The following is a 23,453-nucleotide window of genomic DNA, read 5'->3' as shown; positions in this document are numbered from 1 at the left end:
ACCATCTCCTCCCGGCATTCAGCAATCGCGAGGCCAGAGCTCGCGATTGCTGATGTACCCGCTGGCGCCGCGGTGGTTCTCCCGGAGGCGGGAACAGAAATAGCGGGAAAGCGGACCGCGCGGAGGGCGCTGCTAGGGAATTACGAATTACGAATTACGGTTTAACGCAATTCGTGATTCGTAATTCGCAATCCCAATCTTTCCTCGATAGGGGGGATGCATGGCGACAGCTGAGGCGGGAGGGATTACGGGGATCGGCCAGATCGCGCTACGCGCGACCGATCTACCGCTCACGGCGGCGTTCTATCGCGACATGTTGGGCCTACCGGCGGTAATGGAGATCCCGAATGCCGTCTTCTTCGACTGCGGCGGCGTGCGCATCATGCTCTCGGTGCCGGAGTCGGCCGAGTTCGAACACCCCGCATCGATTGTGTACTACCGGGTCGCCGACCTGCAGGGGAGCTACCGCTCGCTGCGCGATCGCGGCGTGCGGTTCCGGACCGAGCCGCATCTCATCGCTCGCCTGCCGGACCACGAGCTGTGGATGGCATTCCTCGAGGATCCTTCCGGGAACGTGCTTGCGCTGATGAGCGAGGTGAAGGAGTGATCAGCGGTCGCGAGTGTCCCCTCGATCTCCATCAGCCGCGTACATCCTCTCGATCAGGTCGGCATAGCGCTCCTCCACGACCCGGCGCTTCACCTTCAGGCTGGGCGTGAGCTCACCGGTGTCCACCCCGAACTCGTCCGGAACGATGGCGATCTTCTTCGGCATCTCGTGCCTGGCGAGTCCCTGCAGGCGGTCGAAAACCTCCTTCTCCAGGAACTCCTTGACGCGCGGGTCGCTCACCAGCGCGCGGTTGTCGCTCACGGTGATCCCCTGCTCGCGCGCCCACGCGCCGACGTTGTCGAAGTCGGGAACGATGAGCAGCGTCGGATACGCCCGCTTGTCGCCCAGCATCACCACCTGTGCGACGTAGGGGGAGAGTGCCACCTGGTTTTCGATCGGCTGGGGGGCGATGTTCTTGCCGCCCGCAGTCACGATCAGGTTCTTGATGCGGTCGGTGATGCGAAGGAAGCCGTCCTCATCCAGCGCCCCCACGTCACCGGTGTGGAACCAGCCGTCGGACTCGACGCATGCGGTGGTGGCGTCGGGACGGTTCCAGTACCCCTTCATGATCTGCGGACCGCGCACCACGATCTCACCATTGGGATCGATCCGGATCTCCGTACCAGGCACCGCCTGACCCACAGTTCCCAGCTTGACCTTCCCGGGGCGGTTGGCCGTGAGCACCGGCGAGGTCTCGGTGAGTCCGTATCCCTCGTAAACGGGGATCCCCGCCGCGAAGAAGAAGCGGGCGATGTCATGGGACAGCGGTGCCCCACCGGAAATCGCGGCGCGAAGGCGGCCGCCGGTGCGCGCGCGCAGCTTGGAGAAGACCAGGCGATCGGCGAGCCGGTACTGGAATGCGAGGCCCCCCGTTGGCGTTGCCCCGGCGAGCGTCTGCTCGGCGAACTCCTCTCCCACCCGCTTAGCCCACATCACCAGAGCGCGCCGGATCCCCGTCGCCCCCATCACCCGCGTGTAGATCTTCTCGAAGAGCCGCGGCACCGAGACCATGTAGTGCGGTCTGACCTCCATCAGGTTCTCCGCGACCTTTTCGATCGACTCCGCATAGGCAATGCAGATCCCCTCGGCCCAGTAGTAGTAGTCGACCATCCGCTCGAATACGTGCGAGAGCGGCAGGAAGGACAGGCCGACGTCGCCGGGTCGGGGATCGATGACGTGATGGGCGCGCACCGCCGCGACGTTGGAGGTGAGGTTGTGATGGGTCAGCATGACCCCCTTGGGATCGCCCATCGTTCCCGAGGTATAGATCAGCGTGGCGAGCTGATCCGGCGTGACTTCGAGCGCCCGCTTGCGGAAGGTCTGGATCGCATCCTCGGTGCGGCTCCCGCGCTCGACCATCTCCTCGAAGGTGAGTACGTCGGACGCAGCGGAGAAATGATCGAAGGCAATGATATGTCGAAGGCTTGGTACCTGGTCGCGGATGGAAGCGATCTTGTCGTATTGCTCCTGGTTGGACACGAGGATTGCCTTCGTCTCGCAATCGGCGAGGATGAAGGCGATCTGATTGGCAGGTAGAGTCGCGTAGATGGGAACGTACACCGCTCCCAGCCCGAGGACCGCGTAGTCGGCGATCATCCATTCCGGGCGGTTCTCGGAGAGGACCGCCACGCGATCTCCCGGCTCCACCCCGAGCTCGAGCAGCGCCGCCGCAAATCCGGCCACGCGTCGCTCGATCTCCCGGTGGGAGAGCGGGATCCACTGGTTCTCGCGCTTGAACAGGACCGCATCGGGCCGCGCGCGATGATCGACCGAGTCGAAGAACAGCTTGGGGAGCGTGTCGATCTCGAACGCGGGCAGCGGCGGGCCCGCGTAGTGGTCGTGGGAAGCGACTTGCGTTGCCATGACGAGCTCCGAGCTGGTGGACGTCGTAACCGGCGCGGCCGAAACCCGTGCGACGGTGGCGTTGTGCTCCGGGTCGGCCGCGGGGAAGGGAGACCCACGGCCGCACACCCGCTGGAGGGAATTACACTCCGGCGCCGCAGTAGCGCTCGAAGGCCTGCGTCAGCTCGTCGGCGATCTCGTCGGCGTCCCGGCCCTCGATGCCGTGGCGCTCGATCATGTACACGAGCTCGCCGTCCTTGAGGAGCGCGAGCGAAGGGGAGGAGGGGGGGTAGCCGTGGAAGTATTCACGCGCCCGGGCGGTCGCCTCGAGGTCCTGCCCGGCGAACACGGTAACGGTGCGATCCGGGACGACGTCGTGCCGAAGCGCGAGCACCACCGCGGGTCGAGCATTCCGCGCGGCGCATCCGCAAACGGAATTCACCACCACCAGGGTGGTCCCGCTCTGGGTGAGTGCCGCGTCGACCTCGTCGGCCGTCTTCAGCTCCTGGACGCCCACTCGGGTAAGCTCCTCCCGCATCGGCTTCAGCAACAGCTCTGGATATGGCATGATCGGTCTTCCTCCGGTGAAGTGAAGCGCCCCGCCCGCGCGAAGCGTGACGTCAGTCGGTTGTGTCCGCCTTCCCGTCGGTCCCCCGCTCCCAGGGGATGTCGGGGATACCGGCTCGGTGGTTTGCCAGCCGTGCCCAGACGAAGAGCAGGTCCGAAAGGCGGTTCAGGAACCGGATACAATCCGGATCGACGGTCGCTCCCCTGGCGAGCGAGATCAAACGGCGCTCGGCGCGCCTGCACACCGTCCGTGCCAGGTGCAGCGTGGCCGCACCAGTGGTGCCGGCGGGCAAAATGAAGGAACGGAGCGGCGGCAGCTCATCCTCGGCGGCGTCAATCCAGCGCTCCATCTCCTCGATTCGCTCGCGAGGGAGCGGAGGGATGTACGAGCTGGGTCTCCCGCCATCTTCGGGAGGCGGAGTCGCCAGGTTCGCGCCGAGCACGAACAGGTCGCCCTGCAGGACGCGCAGCCTGCGTGCCACCTCGGGCATATCCTCGGCGGACACCTGGCCCATGGCGAGGCCGAGCACGGCGTTCAGCTCATCGACCTCGCCGTACGCCTCGACCCGAGCGTGGTCTTTAGGAACGCGCTGGCCGCCGAAGAGGCCCGTCTCGCCCCGGTCGCCCGTGCGAGTATAGATCCTCGTCGTCACCCCGTCCCCTCCAGTACGGCCAGGGCCGCCTTGCCGAGAGACCACTCGAGCCAGAGGAGGCGGCGGAGCACCTTGCGCGGCGTCCACACCTCCTCATCCAGCTCGAGCACCCGGTCTCGCGCCTGCCGCGCAAAGCCGGTGAACTGTTGGACGGTGATCGCCATCGCGGTATCCAGGCGCGCGATCGGCGATTCCGGCACTTCTGCGAGCGGAGATGCCCCCAGTCTGGTCAGCGTCCACCACTGGGCACGCGCCAGCTCGTCGAAAATGCGCCGGAGCGACCAGGGCGCACCCGCGTCCAGGTCTAACTCCGTCCGGGGGATCGCGCGCACCGCCCGTAACAGACGCCCCCGAAGGTCGCCCAGCAGGTGCAGTGCCTCGTTGATCTCCGCATCCTCCAGCGGGCGCAGGTCGGCCTCGAAGCAGACCTTGCTCGAGCCCTCGCTCACCGGTTCCGGCGAGGCGACCCACTCGTCCACGGTGATCTCCAGCTCCTCGTCGCGCGAGGGAACCGGCAGTCCGAGCGTCTCGCGAAAGGCGAGCCACTCGGAGAGTTCGACCGCATAGGCATCGAGCGCCTCCTGCGGCGAAGCCCCCGCGGCGACGCACCCCGGAAACCCGAGGCTGTGAACGACCGCGGACCCATCAGGGCCCTCCTCGATGCCGACCGAGAGAAGGCCGCTTGCCGCGCTCGAAAAGGGCGATCCGATCGAATTCATCATCCCGCTGATGGTGCAGACCCCCGGCCTCTCGACACTGTGTTTCAGCTCTCTCCGAGTGCGCGCGGCGCCACCGCCGGCTCGAGAATCTCCACGGTTCCGGCAGTGGCGTCGAGGCGCGCTCTCACCCCGAGTGGCAGCGTCCAGTTGTAGGGCTGATGCCCGAACGGAAAGCCCCGCGCCACGGGAACGCCGAGGTCACCGAGGCGATCCCTGAGCAGGTCGGAGAGCGCCGGGGTGTTCGGCGCACCCTCGTCAGGGCACTCACTCAGCGCGCCAACCAGGATCCCCTTCACACCATCCAGCGCGCCGGAAAGGCGCAACTGGGTGAGCAATCGGTCCAGGCGGTAGGTGGCCTCCCCCACCTCCTCGAAGAACAGCAGCGCGCCCCGCGTCCGCAGTGCCCAGAAAGTTCCGACGGTCGCGGCGAGCAGCACCAGGTTCCCACCCACCAACGGACCTTCGGCCACTCCTTCCACCACCGTCTCCACGCCCTCGCCCTCCTCCGGCAGCGGCAGCTGTCCCAGCGGCTCCGCCAGGGTAACCGCCCGATGCAGGAGCTCGATCGAAAAGGGAGGCAGCGTCTCGACCGCGGGATGAGGACCGTGGAAAGAGACGACCCCGGCGCGCTGCAGCGCCAGGTGCAGCACGGTGTTGTCGCTGAAGCCGATCACCGGGCGCGGACGTCGCACGAGCGGCCGCCAATCGACGCGATCGACGATGCGCATCGTGCCGTAGCCTCCCCTCAGGAACCAGATCGCGTCGTTCTCCTCCGAGTCGATCGCGGCCTGCAGGTCGGCCAGTCTTTCATCGTCCGTTCCCGAGAGATACCCCCACCGGCCGCGGGAGTTGCGCCCCAGAAGTGGCCGCCATCCCCAGCGCTCGAGGCGGTCGAGGGCGCGGTCCACCGCCTCCTCCGCGAGCGGCCCCGCGGGGGCCACCAACGCGATGCGAGGTGCGGGCGGGAGAGCGAGCGGCCGGATCACTGCGGCGCGAAACGCGACAAGGCGGTGCCGTGGATGGGCTCGCCCCGTGGCGGGCAGGCGACCGCAGCGCGGAATGGCGGTTGGTGTGAACCGGGTACGACGGCGGGCAAGCGGACTCCGATGAAGTGCGGGCAGCGGTGCGCGGAGTGGCGCACGAGCGTCGACGGGCGCAAAATACAGCCGGGCACACGGATGCACAACGCGGCGGGGCTAAGCCGATATGCGCTCACGGATCCCCAGAGCCACTTCTTCGGAAGCGTGCTAAGTCGGTGGAATGGCACGTCTTCTGCTCGCCGCTGCACGGCCGTGCGCCACCTTTTCAGGGGGATCGAAATGGTACAGACGATGAACGAATCCGAATCGCTGGCCGAGCGCGCCAATGAGCTGTACTGGTCGGCGTCGATGACGGTGGATGACGTCGTCGAGGAGCTCGGCATCAGTCGCTCCGCCCTGTACTCCTCCATCGACCCGATGCCGGCGGGGATTGTCTGCATCGACTGCAACGAGCGGATGGTCTACTCCAACCGCACGATGCGTGACCGCGGCATGGCGGTGTGCCCCGACTGCGGACGGCTGTCACCCGTCGGCGCGCCGGATGCCGACGCGCGGGAGGAGCCTGACAATGAGACCCCGGAGGAGGATCGCGTGGTTCAGGACCGTGTGGATGATCTGATGGGTGGTTTCCGCGGTTGGGCGGAAGCGGTTCGTGCGGTACCGCCCCAGCGGCTGGCGCTGGTCTGCGGCGGTGCCGCGCTCGGCATCCTGGCAGGAGCGTTGGCTACCGCGGTGCTCCGCGACCAGGTCTGACCGTGGGGCAAGCAGCGAGGAGAAGCAGGTGACCGACCGGATCGAGGCGCTACAACGGATGGTGCAGGCGCGCCCCCATGACCCGCGCGCGCGATTCGGACTGGCGCTGGAGTACGAGCGGCTGGAGCGTTGGGAGGAGGCAGTAGAGCAGCTTCGGCTCTACCTGGAAGCTACGGACGACGAGGGGAACGCATACGGACGCCTCGCCCGGGCTCTCGTTCGGCTCGGGCGAGAAGACGAAGCCCGAGAGGCCTACCGACAGGGGATCGAGGCGGCATACCGTCACGGACATCCCACCATGGCCGGTGAGTTCGAGGACGAGCTCGACGCGCTGTGACCCCCGCAGCGAATCCTGCCGATCTCCCCATTGCCTAAACGCGATTCACGCGGCAGTGTGCGCAGGAGGCGTGCGTCAGCGGCCGCGCACGACGCCCCTGGTCCTCGCCAGCTGCTCGATCTCGAACGCCACTTCCTCCGCTGAGCGTCCTTCCGCAGGTACCGCTACGTCTGCCAGCCGGTAGAGCGGTTCGCGTTCGGCGAGGATCTCGGCAACTGCTGCTTCGGGATCGGGGTGGTCGAGCAGTGGGCGGTCGATGTCGTCGCTCAGCAGCCGCCGCACGGTCTCTTCCGGTGTGACGCGAAGCCAGATGGAGAGGGTGCCGGGGCGGATGCGCTGGAGCAGCTCGGGCTGTGTGATCCAGCCGCCCCCCGGAGCCAGCACCACCCCCTCGGCGGTCGCCAGCTCATCGGTTAACTCGGCCTCCCGCGAGCGGAGGTACTCCTCGCCTTCTTCGTCGACGATGCGCGCGATCGGCCGTCCGTCGCGTCGCTCGATCTCGACGTCGAAATCGGCCAGCCGCCACTCGAGCCTGCGAGCCAGCGCCGCGGCGACGGTGCTCTTGCCGGAGCACATGAACCCCAGCAGCACGATCCTCTCGATCGGAGGCAGCCGCGTATCGGGGGCTCGTCGTCCGGGCGTCACTGGTCGATCCTGAGTGAGGGGGCACGCGTCCGCCTTGCGTCGATCGCGGCGGGCAGTGCATGATGCGCACCGAACGGATTCCGAAGAGATCCTGAAGCCAATCTGGAGAAGTCGTGGCGAAGCAGAGAGACCGCGTAGTGTTGCGGATGATCGAGGACGAGATGAAGAAGTCGTTCCTCGATTACTCCATGAGCGTGATCGTGCAGCGTGCCCTGCCGGACGTGCGTGACGGGTTGAAGCCGGTGCACCGGCGGATCCTCTACTCGATGCACGAGGCGGGGCTCACGCCCGATCGACCGTTCAAGAAGTCCGCGACGGTGGTGGGGGACGTGCTCGGCCGCTATCACCCGCACGGCGACACCGCGGTCTACGAAGCCCTGGTGCGCATGGTCCAGGACTTCAGTCTGCGCTACCCGCTGGTCGAGGGACAGGGGAACTTCGGGTCGATCGATGGCGATGGGGCCGCGGCCTACCGCTACACCGAGGCGCGCCTCTCGGCGGTGGCGATGGAGATGCTCGCCGACATCGAGCGAAATACCGTCGACTTCGTCCCCAACTTCGACGACCGCCTGCAGGAGCCCGCGGTCCTGCCCGCGCGCCTTCCGAACCTGCTGGTGAACGGGTCGAGCGGTATCGCAGTGGGGATGAGCACCAACATTCCGCCGCACAACTTGCGGGAAGTGGTGAGGGCGGCGCTCCATCTCCTGGACCACCCGGACTGTACGGTTCAGGATCTGATGCGCTTCGTCCCCGGTCCGGACTTTCCCACGGGTGCCCTGATCGTGGGCCGCGAGGGAATCGAGAAGGCGTACGAGACCGGCCGAGGGCGCATCGTGATGCAGGCGCGGGTGCAGAAGGAAACGCGCCGGGGTGGACGTGAGCAGCTGGCCGTAACCGAGATCCCCTACGCCACGAGCAAAGCCCGGATCCTGGAACAGATCGTCGATCTGGCCAAGAAGGGGCGTATTTCGGACGTCTCCGATCTGCGCGATGAATCCGATCGCGACGGTATCCGGGTCGTCATCGAGCTGAAGCGCGGTGCGGACGCTCAGAAGGTCCTGCGCTCGCTGCTGAAATGGACGTCGTTGCAGAGCACCTTCGGGGTGATCGCTCTGGCGCTCGACAACGGCGTGCCGCGCGAATTCACCCTGAAGGAGATGCTGGAGCGCTTCCGCGACCACCGCGTCGAGGTGATCGTGCGGCGCTCGCGCTGGGAGCTGGAGAAGGCCCGCGACGAGGCGCACGTGCTGGAAGGGCTGATCGTGGCGGTGAAGAACATCGAGGAGGTGGTGCGCATCATCCGCGGCTCGCGCGACCGCGCTCACGCGGCGGAACGCCTGCGGTCGCGGTTCGAGCTGTCCGAGCGGCAGGCCGACGCCATTCTGCAGATGCGGCTCCACCGGCTGACGACGCTGGAAAGCCGCGAGCTCAGGGAGCGTCTCGCCGGGCTCACCCGCCGGATCCGCGAGCTGGAAGCCCTGCTGGAAAGCCCTCAGAAACAGCTGGAAGAGGTGCGGCGCGAGCTGGAAGAGCTGGCGGAGCGCTACGGCGACGCCCGGCGGACCCGCATCTTGGATGCGCGCGAGGCTGCCCGTCTCGAGGATCTCGAGGCGGAGGAAGAGGTGATCGTGACGGTCAGCCACGAGGGCTTCGTGAAGCAGACTCCGATGTACCTCTACCAGCGACGCATGGGCTCGGGTAAGGCGCTGGCGGGAATGGAGCGGTACGAGAACGACTACCTCGAGCACGTCTTCGTCGCCACCAGCACCGAAACCCTGATGTTCCTGACCGCAGACGGCCAGGCCTACTGGCTGCCCGTGGCCGACATTCCCGAAGCGGGACGAACGTCGCGGGGGCGGGCGCTACAGCAGCTACTGGGGCTGTCGCGCGACGGCCGGGTCGTCGCCCTGCTCTCACCCGGGCGGCTGGCGGGCGATGCCCGCCTCGTGTTCATGACCGAACGGGGGCTGGTCAAGCGGACGCGGCTAGACCAGTTCAGTAGCCAGCGATCCGGGGGTGTGATCGCCATCAACTTGAGGAGGGGGGACCGGCTATTCGACGTGCAGGTCTCCGACGGCACGGCTGACGTGGTGCTGGTGAGCCGCGCCGGCCGCGTGATCCGCTTTTCGGAGGCGGAGGTCAGCGAGGTCGGGCGAGTGGCGCAGGGGGTCCGCGGGATCAAGCTGGCATCGGGAGACAGCCTCGTCGGCGCGGTGGTCACGCGGCACCTCACCTCCCTCTGCCTGGTCACCGACAAGGGGTTCGTGCATCGCCTCTCGCTGGAGGATTTCTCGCTGCAGGGGCGCGACGGAATGGGCGTGGTGGCGGTGAAACTCGATGGCGGGACGGGCAAGGTGGTGGGCGCGAAGGAGCTGCTTCCGGAAGACGAGCTGATGGTGGTGCTCGCCTCCGGCGGGACGGTTCGGCTGCGAGCCGACCAGATCCCGGAGACCCCTCGCGGCGGGCGCGGCGAGAGGCTCGTGGAGGTAGCCCGGGGCGACCGCGTGGTCGAGGTGACGCGAGTCGGGGGTCAGGGTGGGGAAGACGATGCCGCGCGTCGTGCCACCGGAGAGGGCTCAGCAGACGAGGCCTCGGTAGACGACGACCTCGATGAGGCGGAAGAGGATTCGCCGTCGGGGGCGCTCGACTCTGACGAGGAGGAGATCGCCGTGGTGGCGGTCGATCGCGACGAAGACCAAACGGGTGGCGACATCGACGCGAATGCTCCTCGGCTACGTGGAGAAGAGAGCCCGACCGAGGGTGGTCGCGGCCGCCGTCGCTCCGATCAGTTCGACCTGCTCGGGGACTGACGGCGGTCAGGCCGCCAGAAGGTCACAAATTGCGAGAAGGTTGCCGGAGCGCGACTCGGCCAGGAAGTGTAGCGGGATTCGCGTTCAGGCGGGCAGCGCCGCGGTTGTGTTGACTGCGCCTGTGGCAGGGCGCTCACCCAGGACGGCGATGTCCCTCGAACGGAGCGGTCTGCCCCTCGAGAGCAGGCGGATGACGCGCTCCTCGTCCGGCCGATAGCGCAGGCTCATGGCGCGGATGCCAAGCAGGAGGTTCACGGTCAGCAGCGTGCCGGGGACCTCCGTACCCGCCAGCAGTCCGGAGAGCTGCGCCGCGGTGCCTCGCTCGAAGTTACGGGCGACGACCACCAGCGTATCGGGCACCTCCTCCGCGGCCGCCAGGATCGCGTCGCGGGTAGCGCCCCCGATGGTGAACGAGACCTCGGGGTGGGCGATGACCACCCCCTCGCGCCCGCCGGAGCGGAAGCGGATCAACGGCTCAGGACCTCGCTCGTCCAGCGTCGCTCCTCCGATCAGCTCCTCGAAGACGCAGCGCACTCCCTCCCGGAAGGCGGTCGCGGCAGAGGGGCCTCGGAACGAGAGGCGGCGCAGGTACTCCGAGAAATGCTGATCCGGGTCGAAATGTACGAAGGTCGGGAGCAGCCGGGCGGCGGTGGTCTCGTCTACCCAGCCCGTCGCGGCCAGCGCCTCGACCAGCGCTCGACCGCTGAGCTGGGGAGCGCGCTCGGCCACGGCCTGTAGCGCGCGCAGCATGCGCCGGTCCTCGGGCAGGGGACCGAAGGCGCCAGGATCGCTCGTGGCGAGAATCCGATTGAGATTGCCGAACCAGATCATGTACGTCGGTGTGTTTCGGGTCTGTTGGACAATGGCGATGTGCTCCCGACCGGTCAAGGGAACCGGGACCCGGTCCACCCCACTCTCGACTGCTTGACACTCCGACACCCCGATTCATTTTTCACCACTTCCTGACGCGTCCCACGCAAGGAGACGGAGTGCGCTGGCATTCTCCCCTCGTTCCGATTTTGTTTACCCTGTTGGTGACATCGACTGGTTGTCGGGTGGAGCGCACCCCGGAGGAGTACTTCGACAACACCAGCTCGATCGAGGCGGAGCGCGCGGCGGCGGTCGACGAGGTGCGGGCTCGTCTCCTGGCCTTTGTCGGGGCGGTCTCCCGCGGGTCGGCGACGGAGGCGATGATCGCCTTAAACCCGGCCAGCACAGTGCAGTTGGTCGCGCCGCGCGAGCTGGAGCTCAATGGCGGGGCCTCGGTTCGCGAGGTGGTCGAGGGGTGGGTCACCACGCCGGTTTCGGTACACGTCCAGGAGGTGGAGGTGGACGTGGCACCCGACGGCCAGGCCGCCTGGTTTCGGATGGTGGTGGAGGCGCCCGGCGCCTCCCCTGAGCCGACCCTCTACCACGCGACGGGAACCTATGTAAGAGATGCCGGGCTATGGGAGCTGGTTCAGGCCCACATCTCCGGCCCCGTCACGACTGACTCTCTGTCGAGTCTGCCGGACTCGGCCGCCACGCCGGAGGAAGGCGAATAGTGTCGGGTCCGCGGCCCCAGTCCGACGGGCGGGTCATTGGCATCTGCTCCAGCCCTGGCTGAAACCCCAGGGGCTCAGCTAGCGCCTCGCGGAACTCTTCCTCACTGATCAACTCTGCCAAGCGGAGCACCTCCAGCACTTCGTTACGTCGCGCCCCCACGGCGCCGACACGGCTCTGCGGATCCTCGATGCGCGGCTCGAGCAGGAGCCCCGCGAGCGTGGCTGCCTCCCCGAGCGTGAGGTCGCCAGGCGATTTGCCGAAGTATTCTCGCGCTGCGTGATAGATTCCGAAGATCGGATAGCCGTGCTGTTCTCCCAGGTATACGCGGTTCAGATAGAGCTCGAGCAGCTGCGTCTCGCTCAGACGCCTCTCCAGCACCGGGGCCATAAGTCGCTCGCGTGACTCGCCGATGATGTTATCGGGGAGGAGGTGTATCTGTCGGATCAGCTCGCCGGCGAGAGACGGGCCGTTCGGGGTCGGGCGCATGCCGCTCCGGGCGAGTAGCTCGGGCTCTACCACCGCGAGAAAAGCTTCTGGCACGTAGGCAGGGAGCTGCCGTAGCTCCACCCAGTCGGGTCGAGAGGCGGCCTCCCGACGCTGTCGGAGAATCCCTCCCTGGAGCTGGCGGTCGACGGCGAACGTGTACCCGCCCACGATCCCCAGCACGAACAACCCGAGGGCAAGGACGCCCAGCGCAGCGGTCGGTGGCGGGCTCGGTGCGGCGCGGCGCCCGGAGGCCCAGCGCATGCGCCCGCGAGGTGGCTCGCCCCCCAATCGCTTTCCCCGCTGCTTACGAAACCTCGCCACGCCACGCCTCCCGCGGCCTTCGGCCGCCTCTCTAGTGATCTATTGCCCCCGCTGCTCCGCCGGCGACCGTACACGCACCCGACGGTCGGGGCAAATATGGCTCCGCGACTCCCGCTTCGGGAGAACCTCCTGCAAGCACGCTTGATACGGGCGTTTCGCCTTGCGGTGCAAGGGCTTCGCCATTAGCGTTGTGGTGCCTTCGGAGTGCCGGGGGCGGCACGAAACTTTCGAATTTCCATGCAAACGAGCTACTTCCGCCGGGGGTTCGGACTCAGTAAAGAGGTCGAACCGCTGGTACGGGCGGAATATCACAGCGCTCTGGTGGCACGGATTCGGGCGGCGGGGAACGTGGAAACGTTCGGCAGCGGCCCGCATCGCGTGACCATCCGGCTGGCGAATTCTTTCGGGTTCTGCTACGGGGTGGACCGGGCGGTGGATTATGCCTACCAGACCCGTACGCACTTTCCTGACCGGCGCATCTTCCTGGTGGGCGAGATCATCCACAACCCTCACGTCAACCGACGATTGCAGGATATGGGAATCACCTTTCTGTATCCTGCCCCTGAGGGAGACGCCGCGGGGAAGTTCGACTTCAGCATGATCCAACCCGAGGACGTGGTAATTCTGCCAGCCTTCGGGGTGACCCTGCAGGACTTCGAGCGACTGAAGGAGATCGGGTGTTCTGTGGTGGACACCACCTGCGGGAGTGTGCTGAACGTCTGGAAGCGCGTCGAGCAGTACGCCCGCGATGGCTTCACGGCCCTGATCCACGGGAAGTATCTGCACGAAGAGACGAAGGCCACGGCGAGCCAGGTCTTCAAGCATCCGGGAGGTCAGTATCTGATCGTCTTCGACATGGCGGAGGCTCGCCTGGTGATGGACTACATCGAGCGCAAGCCGGGTGCGCTCAGCCGGGAAGCCTTCCTCGAGCATTTCGCGGCGAAGACTTCGCCTGGTTTCGATCCGGACGTGCACCTGACGCGGATCGGGTGCGCGAATCAGACGACCATGCTGGCAGGAGAGTCGCTGGCCATCGCCGCCGAGATGGGAAAGGCGCTCGAGCGCCGCTACGGTGGCGATCCAGGTTTTCGGCTCGAGGACCATTTCAGGTCCTTCGACACGATCTGTTCCGCCACGCAGGAGCGACAGGACGCGGTGGTCGAGATGATGGAGGATCCGGCCGGTCCACCGGACGTGATGGTGGTGATCGGCGGGTACAATTCCTCCAACACCAACCACCTGGCAGTCATCTGCGCCCGCCATACGACGACCTACCACATCGCCGATGCCGATCGCATCGATCCGGAGCGGGGCACGATCCGCTTCAAGCCGGCCGGCACGCCGCTGGACACGCCCGAGGTCGAGGCCGAGGACTGGCTGACTCCGGGTCCGATCGTGGTCGGTCTTACGGCGGGGGCTTCCACGCCGAACAACAAGATCGGAGAGGCGATTGAAAGGTTGCTGGGCACGCGCGGGATCGAGATTCCTCAGGCCGCCTAGAGGCGTGCGCCTGGGGGTTGCCGCTGGCTGTGCGGGCGCGTCGCGTGAGGCGCGCACCTCCCCTCTCACCCGGAGGTCCTGATGCTCCAGGAGTTCAGGAAGTTTATTGCCCGCGGGAATGTCATCGATCTGGCTGTAGGTATCGTGATCGGAGCCGCGTTCACTTCGGTGGTGAACAGCTTCGTGAACGACGTGCTGATGCCCCCGATCGGAGTGCTCACCGGAGGGGTGGATTTCAGCAACCTCTACATCAACCTCTCAGGGGGAGAGTACGCCTCCCTGGCGGAGGCGCAGGAGGCAGGTGCAGCGACGATCAACTACGGGCTTTTCCTGAACAGTGTCATCAGCTTCCTGATCGTCGGCTGGGCAATATTCCTGATCGTTCAGGCATACAACAGGATCCGCACGACCGAGGAAGCGGCACCTCCGGCGCCCACGGAGAAGGACTGCCCGCACTGCCTCATGCGGATTCCCTTGAACGCGACCCGCTGCGGACACTGCACGTCAGACCTGTCCGCGAGCTCCGCCGGGCCCGCGACCGTCTGAGCTTCCCTACAGTTCCATGCAGTCGCCGATATGTCCGCGGACGCGCTGATCTGTTCGCACCCGCGTAGCGGCGGACGGTGGCTGCGATACCTGATCGCCCATTATCTCGCGGCGCACCACCAGCTGGGGCTGGAGGTGACGCCGCGAGAGGTCTTTACGGTCGTCCCGGACCACCACGAGGATCCCGTGCGCGGCTACCCCGCCTATGGCTTCCGAGGTCGCGTGGAGGTCCCGCTCGTGGCGGTGTGTCACCAGCCGTACAGTTGGGAGTTGCACCGGGGATATCCGGTGGTCTTTCTGGCGCGCAATGCCTACGACGTGATGGTGAGCGCCTACCATCACCTCGCGCACCAGAAGGGGGAGTACATCGGGTCGATGCGGGAGTTCATCCGTCACCCCCGGCTAGGATTGCCAGCCTGGATCGAGTACTTCAACCGCTGGGCTCCGAAGCTGCTCACCCATCGCGATGCGCTGCTCCTTTCTTATCGAGACCTCTCCGCCGATTCCGCCGAGACGCTTGCGCGCGTTGTTCGCTTCCTGAATCACGATCCTGATCCCGTTCTGGTCGCCGCGGCCGTGGAGAGCGCGGACCGGCTGCGCAGTGGCCGCGACATCAAGACGGGCCAGGAAGGGAACTTCTGGGATCACCTCCAGCCCGACGAGATCTTCGACATCCAGGAGGAGGTGGGGCGAGGCCTGTCGGAGTTCTCCGTCTGCCTGCTGCACAAGATGGGCGTGGAGGTGGATCCGTTTCCACGAGAGGAAGTTTAGGGCTGCTCGTCAACGAGTAGCGGTGCGAGGTAGCCGTCCAATGGTGGGTCGCGGTACTGATTGTCGGGGTTGACCGCCCGGACCAACCATGGCCGGTCGGTTTCAGGGCATCGCATACCGGGTTGTTCCGCCGGTCTGTACCAGCCACAGCCGCCGATAGAGCCCGTCGTGGGCGAGGAGAGTCTGGTGCGAGCCCTCCTCCACGAGGCTGCCCCTGGCAATCACGAGGATGTGCTCCGCCGTCCTCGCGCTCGTGAGCCGGTGAGTGATCAGAACCACCGTCCCTCCCTCGGCGGCCAGACGGCGCATCGTTTCGTGGACCAGCGCCTCGGATTCCGCGTCGAGACCCGAAGTGGCTTCGTCCAGGACGAGTATCTCGGGATTGCGGTAGAGGGCACGCGCGATCGCCACTCGCTGACGCTGACCGCCGGAAAGTGCGTATCCGCGCTCTCCCACCGGCGTGAAGAGGCCGCCCGGCAGGTTCTCCTCTAAGTCTCGCAGCCCCACCCTGCCGAGCACTTCCTGCAGCCTCCGCAGGTCCGGATGCGTCTCGCCGGGAAGCAGGTTGTCCAGAAGGGTCCCGCTGAAGAGCACCACCTCCTGCGGGACCACGGCGACCCGCTGCTGGAGCGACTCACGCCGGATGTAGCGTATGTCCACTTCCCCGAAGAGGATCCTGCCCGACTCCGGCAGATGAATCCGCTGGAGGAGGGCGGCGAGCGTGCTCTTGCCCGAGCCACTCTCCCCCACGACCGCCGTAATGCACCCCTGCGGAATGGAAAGGTCCAGACCGCGAAACAGGGGGGGTCGGCTGCCATAGCGGAAGTGCACGTCCTTGAAACGGATGTCCCCCAGACTGCCCCTCCCGAGGGTCACGACACCCGTGTCCACCTCCCGCTCGAGGTCCAGAATGTCGAAGAGTCGCTCGGCGGCGATGAGAGCATCCTGCACCTGCCGGTTGGCGGCGATCACGGCAAGAACCGGCATGGTGAGGTGTCCGTTGAGCGTGTAGAAGGACATGAGCTCGCCGGCCGTCAGCGAATCCTGCAGGGCCAGTCGGGTACCGAACCAGAGCAGAGCAATCGTGCTGATGCGGGTGACGAACTCTCCCACACTGCCGGAAAGCACCGCGGTCCTTCCTACCGCGTAAATCGGGCGGAGCAAGCGTACCAGGCGCCGTTCCGCCTGGAGTGCGGAGTGCCGCTCGAGACCGAGCGCTCGAATGGTCCGCACGGCGCCAACGGTTTCGACCACGTGCGCCTCGAAGTCGGCCGCCGCCTCCATCGTGCGACGCTGGTTGCGCCGGTTCAGCCGGTTGGATGCGGCGTAGATTACGATGTAAAGCGGCACGGAAAGACCCACCAGCAGCGCGAGGCGCCACGAGTAGACCAGCATCAGAGCGAAGGAGGAGACGATCACCAGCGTGTTCACCAGCAGATCGACGGCGACCTCGTTCAGGAAATGCCGGACCTTCACCGCGTCATTGAGACGTGAAACGATCTCGCCGACCCGCATGGTGTCGTAGAAGCGCTGCGGCAGGGTGAGCAGGTGCTCGAAGTAGCCCTGGAGCAGAGCCGCGTCGAGCTTCTGTCCGGTTTGCAGAACGAGCGAATCCTTGACGGTGCGGATGTAGACCTGCGCGGCCACCAGGATGATCATCGCCAGGGTCAGGAGATCGAGCAGCCTGCGGTTACCCTCCGGGATCACCAGGTCGACGACCGTCTGCACGAACACGGCGGTGGCGAGGCCGAGGATGGTATAGGCGATGGCGCCGAGCATGGCCTCCACCATCGCTCGCTGGTGGGGAGAGGCCAGTCTCCAGAACCTGCTCAGGGTACCGGACTTGTCGGTCGCTACCGGAGGGGCCGTCCGTTCTCTGGCGAGAAGAAGCAGGATCCCGGTCCATCGTTCGGCGAAGGCCGCTCGTCGGAGCCGATGCACCGCGCCATCCGCGGGGTCCATCACCACAATCACGCGGTCGGTCACCCGGTAGACCACCACGAAATGCATCGCGCCGCGCTTGTCGCGCAGGTGGGCGATGCACGGGAGAGGGACCGAGGGAAGGGCGTGCGCCGCGGCCCGCACTCCACGGGCGGCCACGCCGAGCGCTTCGGCTGCCCGGATCATCCCCCGGAGGCTGGTTCCTTCCTGGTCGGTACCGGCCAACTGGCGGATGCGTGCAATCGGTGCGTCGACTCCGAAGTACCGGGCAACGGAGCAGATGCACGCCGCCCCACAGTCCGTCACGTCATGCTGACGGACTCGCGGAATCCGCCGGGTGAGCATCCTTCAACCGGCGCTTCGCAGTGGAACGGAGGCGGCGGTGGGTACCCCGGGTAGCGCCTCCACCCGCCCGCGCAGGAGGCTCCAGAGCGATCGGCGTCCCACCGGCAGTCGAGCAGTGACCAGCATGCCGCGGCGGAGCGGGCCCAGCAGGTCGGAGATCTCCCACGCTTCCGCTTCCGGCCGTACCCGCAACCGCCCCATCACCTGGCCACCGATCTGCACCGCCTGAGGTGCGATGTCGTAAACCCGGCCCCGCAGGCTGCCCCCCCGGCCGGAGGCAAGGCTGGTTACCTGGAGGCGGGCGGGGGACCCTGGCCGGACGGATCCTAGCTGGCCCGGATCGAGGTACAGCTCGGCGATCAGCGCCGAGACGGGGGTGAGCCGGGCGACCGGCTCTCCGGGCGCGACGTAGCTCCCGGTCGCGAACGCGTGCAGCGTATCGAGGTCACCCGAGGACGGAGCAACGATCACCAGACGGCCCCGCTCCTGCCTCAGCTCCAACTCCTCCAGCTCCAGCGAGCGCAGCGCCTCGCGGGCGGCAGCCAGCGCTTCCTGCCAACGGGAGAGCGCCTCCGACCGCAATAGCTCCGACTCGTCTCGCAGGGCACGAACTCGGGCCGCGACTGCTTCTGCCTCCGCGGCCGGTGCCAACCCGAGTGAGGCCAGCGCTTCGACCCGATCTCGCTCCCGTATCGCCGCTTCGAGCCGGCCCCGCAGGAGCGCTGACTCGTCATCGAAGTGACGGCGCTCCGCAGCATAGCGCGGACTCGTGAGCGCAGGCGTGCGCGTCGACCCGCGGGCCCCCGCGACCAAGGCCTCCAAGTCCCGCAGCTCGCGATGGAGCTCCTCCCGGCGGGCCGCCAGGACCGCGGCGCGCTGGGCGAGCTCCGGCCGATCCAGCACGAGCAGCGTGTCACCCGCCCCGACCTTGCGGTCCTCCGCCCGGCGGACCCAGCGAATCCATCCTCCGACCGGCGCCACGAGTGTCTGCGTCTCCGCCCGACTCCGCAGTATGCCCGCCGCCCGCAGGGACACTGGCACCTCGATCAGCGGAATCGCGGCGATCACCAGGACGATCAGCCCGAGGATGGCGCCGTAGATGGCGCCGCCCCCGTCTCCCCAGCGCCGGAGGTAGAGGTCCAGCCGGTCCGGGTCGAACGGCTCCAGGTCTTGCATACTCGATGGGTCCTGCAGCACAGCAACCTCTCGATCAGCCGTTCCCGTCCGCGCCACGATCGCGGAGCAGCGTCCGCGCGAGTACCCAGAGGCCAAGGACCAGGCCGGTGACACATACCGCCAGAGCACCCAGCCACCAGAGCTCCCGCGTCCCCGACGGCGGTCGTGGGCCGATCACCAGCAGAGGGACAGCGGCTAACAGCACCACCAGGGCCGCCCGGTGCAGGCGCCCGGACACTCCGCGGAAACGCCCGTGCAGCAGCTCGGCCAGGGTCACTTCTTCCCACCCCTCCTCCTCCGGCCGATCCGCCCACGCCGACATCAGGGGAGGGAGAAGCAGGACGAGCCCGATGCATACCCAAATCAGCGTCCGGACCTGCCTCGCTCCCAGCGCATCCAGCGGAGGGTCCCAGAGCACCAGGTACGCGCCGAAAGCCACGGCCAGGGCCGCCAGGAAACGGTAGGCCCGGAGCACCGAACGCTCCGCGTGATCCCGCTCTTCTTGCCCCGCGTCGTCGGTGATCCATGGCCGGAAGGCATCCGCCAGCAGCCACAGACACACCACGCCGACCAGGCCACCGACGAGAGCAAGGATCCTCAGGGTGTCGGAGGGCGCGGCGACGACATAGGGCAGCGCCACGCCCGCCGCCGAACCGAGCCCGACGAGGATCGAACCGCGTCGCCAGCTCCGGCTCAGTCGTTGGCGCCCCGTGGCATCGGGTTGCTCGATCATGACAGACTCCCTGTTTACCGGCGATCGCCGGAGACGGGCGAACCCGTCTCCGGCTCGATGCGTATCAGGCGTCGAAGACGAGACATTCGACCGCGCAGGCAACCCACCGGCCGACCGTGTACCCGACGACCGCCGCTCCGGCAATGATGCGCCAGATGGAAACTCCGCCGACTACCTGGTCAAGCTCCTCCGCCTCGAGCGGAATCGTTCCGGCGGGCAGGACGTCCAACATCACGGGCCTCCTTTCACGCAGGTTGAGGTAGCGCTCAGCGGCACTTGCACCCGCCGAAGAGGATCCGGTCGAGGATCCCGACCACGACGCCCCCGGCAAAGACCAGCACCGCAATACCCACCGGATCGATCACGCCTCCACGGATCGTGTCCAGCTCCTCCGCAGTCAGATCGTGCCCCCACGGGGCGAGCTCGATGGTGACCGCCCGCGACGCTGCGAGGCTGTGCATGGCACCTCCACGGTAGAAGATGAGGAACGAAGCGGTGCACGGCCGTGCGCTCCCTAATCTACCGGAGGGCAGAGACAGGGCGATTCCGTCAGCGTCAGAAAGAAGCGTACAGGTCACGGAGCGCGGGTGGTGTGCGCGCCCTCGGGAATCGTTCGGATCCAGCGGTGCATCAGCCACTCCCAACCGAGGGTGCCCCGGACGGCGCCCGGGCGCACCTGGAAGGCACGGAAGATCAGCTGACTCAGGGCGGAATGGTCGGCGAAGCCGAACTCGTGCGCGATGTGCAGCAGCGAGGTTTGAGGTTCAGCCTGTACACGCAGCGCGCAGTGGAGGGCCCTGGCCACCTGGAACCAGCGGCTCGGGGTGGGGAGCAGGCGCTTGTGCAGTCGGAAGCGCGCGCTGCTCTCGGCCATCCCCACGCCTGATAAGAGGGTGGTCAGGTCGGGATGGTTCGGCGCGTGGCTGAAGATCTCCCGGAGCAGGCTCGCGACGGTCGGCGAGAGCCGCAAGCGACGAAGCATGAGCCACTCGACCACGTCCTCCGCCAGCGAATCGCGGCAAGTGAGCGCCGTACGCAGGCGCTCCTGCATCCCTTCCTCGTCCACCAGCACGGCGCGAACGCCGCCGCGCGCCGCCCGCGCGGAGAGCATCAGATCCACCCCCGAGCCGCCCGGGAGCAGGAGCACGATGGCCGCGTCGAGCAGGCTTGCACGCAGGCGGGCGACCAGGGGTTGTACCCTGGACCAATCGGTGCCCGAGCGGATGCGAACCCCCGCGATCACACCGGGGGCGTGCGCGTGTCGCTCGAGCGCCTGCAACGAGGGATGCAGTTCCAGCTTTCGATACGGTGGACGGATCAGAAAGTGTGCCCCTTCTTCGCCGCTGGCTGGCGGGTGACCGAGTTGAGGGCGTGCCGGGCCGACGACCGGAAAGGGGAAGCGGAGGGAGGAAGTGCTCATGGGGTCACCCTCGAGTTGGAGCTCGGCGCGCCCGGGGTGGGCGCCGAGATCAACCGAGGCAACGCCTGTTCCTGCACGTAGCGGCCGGAGGGAAGGTGTAAACTCCTTACCGCAGAAGAACTTGCTGCACTCTGGTTGGAGGAAGGGCTGCTACGAGGTGTGGCTATCGGGTACAGGGCTGATGTCCCGGAGCACACCCCATTCGCGCCTGAGACCGGGACAACAAAAACATGGCGTCGGGTCAAGCTCTCGCGTATATTGCGCCGGGAATTGCCACCCCTCCCGCTCGGTACCCGCCATGCCCCCTTCCCTCGCGGTCCTCACGCTCAACGACTCGTTCTACGAGCTCTGGCCCAAGCTCGCCCGATCACTCGATGCGGACCTGCAGTGTGCGGGATCGCCGGCGGAACTCAGAAATCTGGACGAGGCTTGCGCCGTGTTGATCGCGGCGGGGGGCAGAGAGCAGGACGCGATCACCGTCATCGACGCGCTGACCCGGCGCGAGGCTCCGGCGCTCGCGGTGGTCGGCGTCGAAAAGGACTATCGGCTGGTGGCCTCCCTGCTCCGCTCGGGCGCGGACAACTACTTCGCCTTACCCGACGACCTCGGAACCATGCGCGGGTGGATTTCCGAGCGCATGGATGCGGTGGTCGGCAATGCCCGCGCGGCGCTGATGGCGGCGGAGGGGCGCGCGCGGTACGACTTCTCACGCATGATCGGCCGCAGTCAGGCCCTGCTGGAGGCGCTGGAGCTGGCCACGCGCGTCATCCCGCGGGGTTCGGCGACCGTCCTGCTCACGGGTGAGACCGGGACGGGCAAGGAACTGCTGGCCAAAGCGATCCACTACAACGGTCCGCGGGCCGCAAAGCCGCTGATCGAAATCAACTGCAGCGCCCTCCCGGAGAACCTGCTCGAGGCCGAGCTCTTCGGCTACGAAGCGGGTGCCTTCACGGACGCGCGGGCGCCCAAGCCGGGTCTGCTCGAGGCCGCGAACGGCGGCACGCTCTTTCTCGACGAGGTCGGCGAGCTCTCGCTCAACCTGCAAGCGAAGCTGCTGCGGGTCCTGGAGGACAAGCGGGTGCGGCGTCTGGGCAGTGTGCGTGACCAGGAGGTGGATATCCGCATCATCGCCGCCACCCATGTGGATCTGTACGTCGCAGTCACCGAGGGGAAATTCCGCCAGGACCTCTACTATCGTCTCAGCGTCTTGCCGATCCACCTGCCCCCTCTGCGCGAGCGGGGCGACGACGTCCTGCTGCTCGCCTCCAGCTTTCTCGATCGTCTGTCCGAGCAGTACCAGCTCCCCCGGCCGAACCTTCCGCCTGAGATCAAGCGCATTCTCCTCGCCCATTCCTGGCCGGGCAATGTACGGGAGCTCCGCAACGCCATCGAGCGTGCGGTGCTGCTGGGCGAGGGTGAGTTGCGGCGGGAGCACCTCTTTGCCGCTACGGGGCCCGGATCCGCGCCCGCCCGGGCTCCGGCCTTCATTCCTTTCCCGGCGCCCATGCACACCATCGCCAGCGCCGCCGCCCGCGCGATGACCGAGTACTGCGGCGGGAACAAGAGCGAGGCCGCGAAGGCGCTGGGAATCAGCAGACGGCATCTGTATGTGCTGCTGCGCAACGGGGAGGGGTGAGGATGCTGAGCGTGATGGAGCGGATGGATCTGGTCGAAAAGGCCGAGTCCCTCGCAGCACGCAAGAACTTCCGGGAGCTAGTCGAGGTGCTCGAGGAAGCGCCTCTCGATGTGCGCGATTCGGACGATACGCTGCGGTACCTGCTGGCATACGGATACTACATGCTCGGTAAAGAGCTGGAAGCCAGAAACATGGTCCGCGAACTCCGAGCCGCAATACCTTCCATAAACGATCGCGTGTTTCGCAGGATTCTGAACCTTGAAGCAATTGTAGAGATTGAACTCGGCAACCTTGGAGGGGCTATCGAATTGCTAGCCGAGCTCCAGCTGAATGCGGAGATTGCCCGCGACAACAGATATGTTGCATATTCAATGCAAAACTACGGTATTGCATTGGACATACTCGGTTATCCCGTCCAAGCGATCACGGCCCTACAGCGCGCTCGGGTGGCCTTTCAACAGCTCGGCGAGGCAGCATCCGTTGCAGCGTGCGCACATAACCTTGGAATGTGCTTCCGACGGATCAATTGCCTACAGGTAGCTGAACGTGAGTTCAGCGCGGCCGCTGAACATTTCGCGAAACACGGCAGCCCTGAGGAGGCAACGGCGACCGCGCTCGAGCGCGCGTTGTTGCTTTCATATGCTGGTGAAACGAAGATCGCACGTTCAGCGGCCAGAATCGCTTTAGCCCGCGCTGAAAAGTTAAAGAATAATCGCCTTCGAGCCGAAGGACTACGTGCAATGGGATGTATACTTGGACATTCGGGGGATTTGGCTGGCGCGCAGGAGTTGCTTGGCGAAGCGCTTGCTGCCGGCAGAACTCTTGGTGTCAAGCTGCTGCAGGCAGAAGCTCTTATTGAGCTAGCAAAGCTTTGCCAAGTGCAGGGGAAGAAGCAGGAATCGTTGTCGTATGCCCGCTCCGCTGCGCAAATTTTTTACGCAATGGGCGCCCCGCGGCGCGCCCGTGAGTTACCATTGTAGTACTAATCTGCGAAAGTCGTTTGCCGCACGCGCCGTGTAACGCTGCAGTGTCGCGGCACCCAATCCTTCTATCTTAACAG

The 23,453-nt window shown here is 66.5% G+C and carries 24 protein-coding genes; 10 read left to right on the top strand and 14 right to left on the bottom strand.

Features of this window, described 5'->3' with window-relative positions; all coding sequences use genetic code 11:
* The first annotated feature begins 220 nt into the window (after window positions 1-220).
* Entirely contained in the window at window positions 221-607 is a 387-nt protein-coding gene (locus tag VF167_10455; protein ID HEX6925847.1) for a VOC family protein, read from the top strand.
* Here the strand turns inward: VF167_10455 and VF167_10450 are convergent, their stop codons facing one another.
* From VF167_10450 to VF167_10430, 5 genes are all read right to left on the bottom strand, one after another.
* Window positions 608-2,470: a long-chain fatty acid--CoA ligase gene (locus VF167_10450; GenBank protein HEX6925846.1), complete on the bottom strand. Its 1,863-nt coding sequence runs from the start codon at window positions 2,468-2,470 to the stop codon at window positions 608-610. It abuts the gene before it with no gap.
* A 121-nt stretch (window positions 2,471-2,591) separates the two neighbouring features.
* Window positions 2,592-3,017 (bottom strand): BrxA/BrxB family bacilliredoxin, encoded by a 426-nt coding sequence (locus VF167_10445; GenBank protein HEX6925845.1) that lies wholly within the window; start codon window positions 3,015-3,017, stop codon window positions 2,592-2,594.
* Between the two features lie 52 nt (window positions 3,018-3,069).
* On the bottom strand, window positions 3,070-3,669 hold the full coding sequence (locus VF167_10440; GenBank protein HEX6925844.1) for a cob(I)yrinic acid a,c-diamide adenosyltransferase: 600 nt from the start codon (window positions 3,667-3,669) through the stop codon (window positions 3,070-3,072).
* Complete coding sequence (locus VF167_10435; protein ID HEX6925843.1) at window positions 3,666-4,391, bottom strand: type II toxin-antitoxin system HicB family antitoxin; 726 nt, start codon at window positions 4,389-4,391, stop codon at window positions 3,666-3,668. The genes VF167_10440 and VF167_10435 overlap by 4 nt, the downstream gene beginning before the upstream one ends.
* 41 nt (window positions 4,392-4,432) lie before the next feature.
* Complete coding sequence (locus tag VF167_10430) at window positions 4,433-5,329, bottom strand: LD-carboxypeptidase (protein ID HEX6925842.1); 897 nt, start codon at window positions 5,327-5,329, stop codon at window positions 4,433-4,435.
* Between the two features lie 390 nt (window positions 5,330-5,719).
* On the opposite strand from VF167_10430, the gene VF167_10425 reads away from it, so the two are divergent.
* Window positions 5,720-6,181 (top strand): hypothetical protein, encoded by a 462-nt coding sequence (locus VF167_10425; GenBank protein HEX6925841.1) that lies wholly within the window; start codon window positions 5,720-5,722, stop codon window positions 6,179-6,181.
* Between the two features lie 28 nt (window positions 6,182-6,209).
* Window positions 6,210-6,518, top strand: a complete 309-nt coding sequence (locus VF167_10420) for a tetratricopeptide repeat protein (GenBank protein ID HEX6925840.1) — start codon at window positions 6,210-6,212, stop codon at window positions 6,516-6,518.
* Window positions 6,519-6,593: 75 nt separating this feature from the next.
* Here the strand turns inward: VF167_10420 and VF167_10415 are convergent, their stop codons facing one another.
* A complete protein-coding gene (locus VF167_10415; protein HEX6925839.1) occupies window positions 6,594-7,163 on the bottom strand; it encodes a shikimate kinase in 570 nt (189 codons plus the stop codon).
* A gap of 113 nt (window positions 7,164-7,276) precedes the next feature.
* On the opposite strand from VF167_10415, the gene gyrA reads away from it, so the two are divergent.
* Window positions 7,277-9,973: a DNA gyrase subunit A gene (gene gyrA / locus VF167_10410; protein HEX6925838.1), complete on the top strand. Its 2,697-nt coding sequence runs from the start codon at window positions 7,277-7,279 to the stop codon at window positions 9,971-9,973.
* A gap of 84 nt (window positions 9,974-10,057) precedes the next feature.
* On the opposite strand, the gene VF167_10405 is transcribed toward gyrA, so the two are convergent.
* On the bottom strand, window positions 10,058-10,882 hold the full coding sequence (locus VF167_10405; GenBank protein ID HEX6925837.1) for a hypothetical protein: 825 nt from the start codon (window positions 10,880-10,882) through the stop codon (window positions 10,058-10,060).
* A 146-nt stretch (window positions 10,883-11,028) separates the two neighbouring features.
* On the opposite strand from VF167_10405, the gene VF167_10400 reads away from it, so the two are divergent.
* On the top strand, window positions 11,029-11,517 hold the full coding sequence (locus VF167_10400) for a nuclear transport factor 2 family protein (GenBank protein ID HEX6925836.1): 489 nt from the start codon (window positions 11,029-11,031) through the stop codon (window positions 11,515-11,517).
* Here the strand turns inward: VF167_10400 and VF167_10395 are convergent.
* Window positions 11,456-12,325: a transglycosylase domain-containing protein gene (locus VF167_10395; GenBank protein ID HEX6925835.1), complete on the bottom strand. Its 870-nt coding sequence runs from the start codon at window positions 12,323-12,325 to the stop codon at window positions 11,456-11,458. The genes VF167_10400 and VF167_10395 overlap by 62 nt on opposite strands.
* Window positions 12,326-12,562: 237 nt before the next feature.
* Between VF167_10395 and VF167_10390 the strand changes: the two genes are divergently transcribed.
* From VF167_10390 to VF167_10380, 3 genes are all read left to right on the top strand, one after another.
* Window positions 12,563-13,825 (top strand): 4-hydroxy-3-methylbut-2-enyl diphosphate reductase, encoded by a 1,263-nt coding sequence (locus VF167_10390; GenBank protein ID HEX6925834.1) that lies wholly within the window; start codon window positions 12,563-12,565, stop codon window positions 13,823-13,825.
* An 81-nt stretch (window positions 13,826-13,906) separates the two neighbouring features.
* Window positions 13,907-14,371, top strand: a complete 465-nt coding sequence (gene mscL / locus VF167_10385) for a large conductance mechanosensitive channel protein MscL (protein ID HEX6925833.1) — start codon at window positions 13,907-13,909, stop codon at window positions 14,369-14,371.
* Window positions 14,372-14,401: 30 nt separating this feature from the next.
* Complete coding sequence (locus VF167_10380) at window positions 14,402-15,142, top strand: sulfotransferase domain-containing protein (GenBank protein HEX6925832.1); 741 nt, start codon at window positions 14,402-14,404, stop codon at window positions 15,140-15,142.
* Between the two features lie 102 nt (window positions 15,143-15,244).
* Here VF167_10380 and VF167_10375 read toward each other — a convergent pair whose 3' ends face one another.
* From VF167_10375 to VF167_10350, 6 genes are all read right to left on the bottom strand, one after another.
* A complete protein-coding gene (locus VF167_10375; protein HEX6925831.1) occupies window positions 15,245-17,428 on the bottom strand; it encodes a peptidase domain-containing ABC transporter in 2,184 nt (727 codons plus the stop codon).
* A gap of 3 nt (window positions 17,429-17,431) precedes the next feature.
* Window positions 17,432-18,604: an HlyD family efflux transporter periplasmic adaptor subunit gene (locus VF167_10370; GenBank protein HEX6925830.1), complete on the bottom strand. Its 1,173-nt coding sequence runs from the start codon at window positions 18,602-18,604 to the stop codon at window positions 17,432-17,434.
* A 34-nt stretch (window positions 18,605-18,638) separates the two neighbouring features.
* Window positions 18,639-19,337 (bottom strand): hypothetical protein, encoded by a 699-nt coding sequence (locus tag VF167_10365; protein HEX6925829.1) that lies wholly within the window; start codon window positions 19,335-19,337, stop codon window positions 18,639-18,641.
* A gap of 64 nt (window positions 19,338-19,401) precedes the next feature.
* Window positions 19,402-19,569, bottom strand: coding sequence for a hypothetical protein (locus VF167_10360; protein HEX6925828.1), 168 nt, complete (start codon window positions 19,567-19,569; stop codon window positions 19,402-19,404).
* A gap of 34 nt (window positions 19,570-19,603) precedes the next feature.
* A complete protein-coding gene (locus VF167_10355) occupies window positions 19,604-19,798 on the bottom strand; it encodes a hypothetical protein (GenBank protein HEX6925827.1) in 195 nt (64 codons plus the stop codon).
* A gap of 113 nt (window positions 19,799-19,911) precedes the next feature.
* Complete coding sequence (locus tag VF167_10350; GenBank protein HEX6925826.1) at window positions 19,912-20,757, bottom strand: AraC family transcriptional regulator; 846 nt, start codon at window positions 20,755-20,757, stop codon at window positions 19,912-19,914.
* A gap of 298 nt (window positions 20,758-21,055) precedes the next feature.
* Between VF167_10350 and VF167_10345 the strand changes: the two genes are divergently transcribed.
* Entirely contained in the window at window positions 21,056-22,393 is a 1,338-nt protein-coding gene (locus VF167_10345) for a sigma 54-interacting transcriptional regulator (GenBank protein HEX6925825.1), read from the top strand.
* A gap of 2 nt (window positions 22,394-22,395) precedes the next feature.
* The gene (locus tag VF167_10340; protein ID HEX6925824.1) at window positions 22,396-23,373 is read left to right on the top strand and encodes a hypothetical protein; all 978 of its coding nucleotides are present in this window, start codon (window positions 22,396-22,398) and stop codon (window positions 23,371-23,373) included.
* The last annotated feature ends 80 nt before the right edge of the window (window positions 23,374-23,453 follow it).

Source organism: Longimicrobiaceae bacterium, from assembly GCA_036375715.1.
Lineage (GTDB): Bacteria > Gemmatimonadota > Gemmatimonadetes > Longimicrobiales > Longimicrobiaceae > DASVBS01.
The sequence above is the reverse complement of the archived record's forward strand: the minus strand, read 5'-3'. Positions and strand labels throughout refer to the sequence as shown.

Excerpts from the sequence above, each read along its gene's own strand:
- VF167_10445 (HEX6925845.1), bottom strand. The coding sequence starts at position 3,017 with ATGCCATATCCAGAGCTGTTGCTGAAGCCGATGCGGGAGGAGCTTACC.
- VF167_10375 (HEX6925831.1), bottom strand. The coding sequence starts at position 17,428 with ATGCTCACCCGGCGGATTCCGCGAGTCCGTCAGCATGACGTGACGGAC.
- mscL (HEX6925833.1), top strand. The coding sequence starts at position 13,907 with ATGCTCCAGGAGTTCAGGAAGTTTATTGCCCGCGGGAATGTCATCGAT.
- VF167_10340 (HEX6925824.1), top strand. The coding sequence starts at position 22,396 with ATGCTGAGCGTGATGGAGCGGATGGATCTGGTCGAAAAGGCCGAGTCC.
- VF167_10455 (HEX6925847.1), top strand. The coding sequence starts at position 221 with ATGGCGACAGCTGAGGCGGGAGGGATTACGGGGATCGGCCAGATCGCG.
- VF167_10360 (HEX6925828.1), bottom strand. The coding sequence starts at position 19,569 with ATGTTGGACGTCCTGCCCGCCGGAACGATTCCGCTCGAGGCGGAGGAG.
- VF167_10365 (HEX6925829.1), bottom strand. The coding sequence starts at position 19,337 with ATGATCGAGCAACCCGATGCCACGGGGCGCCAACGACTGAGCCGGAGC.
- VF167_10425 (HEX6925841.1), top strand. The coding sequence starts at position 5,720 with ATGAACGAATCCGAATCGCTGGCCGAGCGCGCCAATGAGCTGTACTGG.
- VF167_10345 (HEX6925825.1), top strand. The coding sequence starts at position 21,056 with ATGCCCCCTTCCCTCGCGGTCCTCACGCTCAACGACTCGTTCTACGAG.
- VF167_10350 (HEX6925826.1), bottom strand. The coding sequence starts at position 20,757 with ATGAGCACTTCCTCCCTCCGCTTCCCCTTTCCGGTCGTCGGCCCGGCA.
- VF167_10450 (HEX6925846.1), bottom strand. The coding sequence starts at position 2,470 with ATGGCAACGCAAGTCGCTTCCCACGACCACTACGCGGGCCCGCCGCTG.
- VF167_10435 (HEX6925843.1), bottom strand. The coding sequence starts at position 4,391 with ATGATGAATTCGATCGGATCGCCCTTTTCGAGCGCGGCAAGCGGCCTT.
- VF167_10380 (HEX6925832.1), top strand. The coding sequence starts at position 14,402 with ATGTCCGCGGACGCGCTGATCTGTTCGCACCCGCGTAGCGGCGGACGG.
- VF167_10390 (HEX6925834.1), top strand. The coding sequence starts at position 12,563 with ATGCAAACGAGCTACTTCCGCCGGGGGTTCGGACTCAGTAAAGAGGTC.
- VF167_10355 (HEX6925827.1), bottom strand. The coding sequence starts at position 19,798 with ATGCACAGCCTCGCAGCGTCGCGGGCGGTCACCATCGAGCTCGCCCCG.
- VF167_10370 (HEX6925830.1), bottom strand. The coding sequence starts at position 18,604 with ATGCAAGACCTGGAGCCGTTCGACCCGGACCGGCTGGACCTCTACCTC.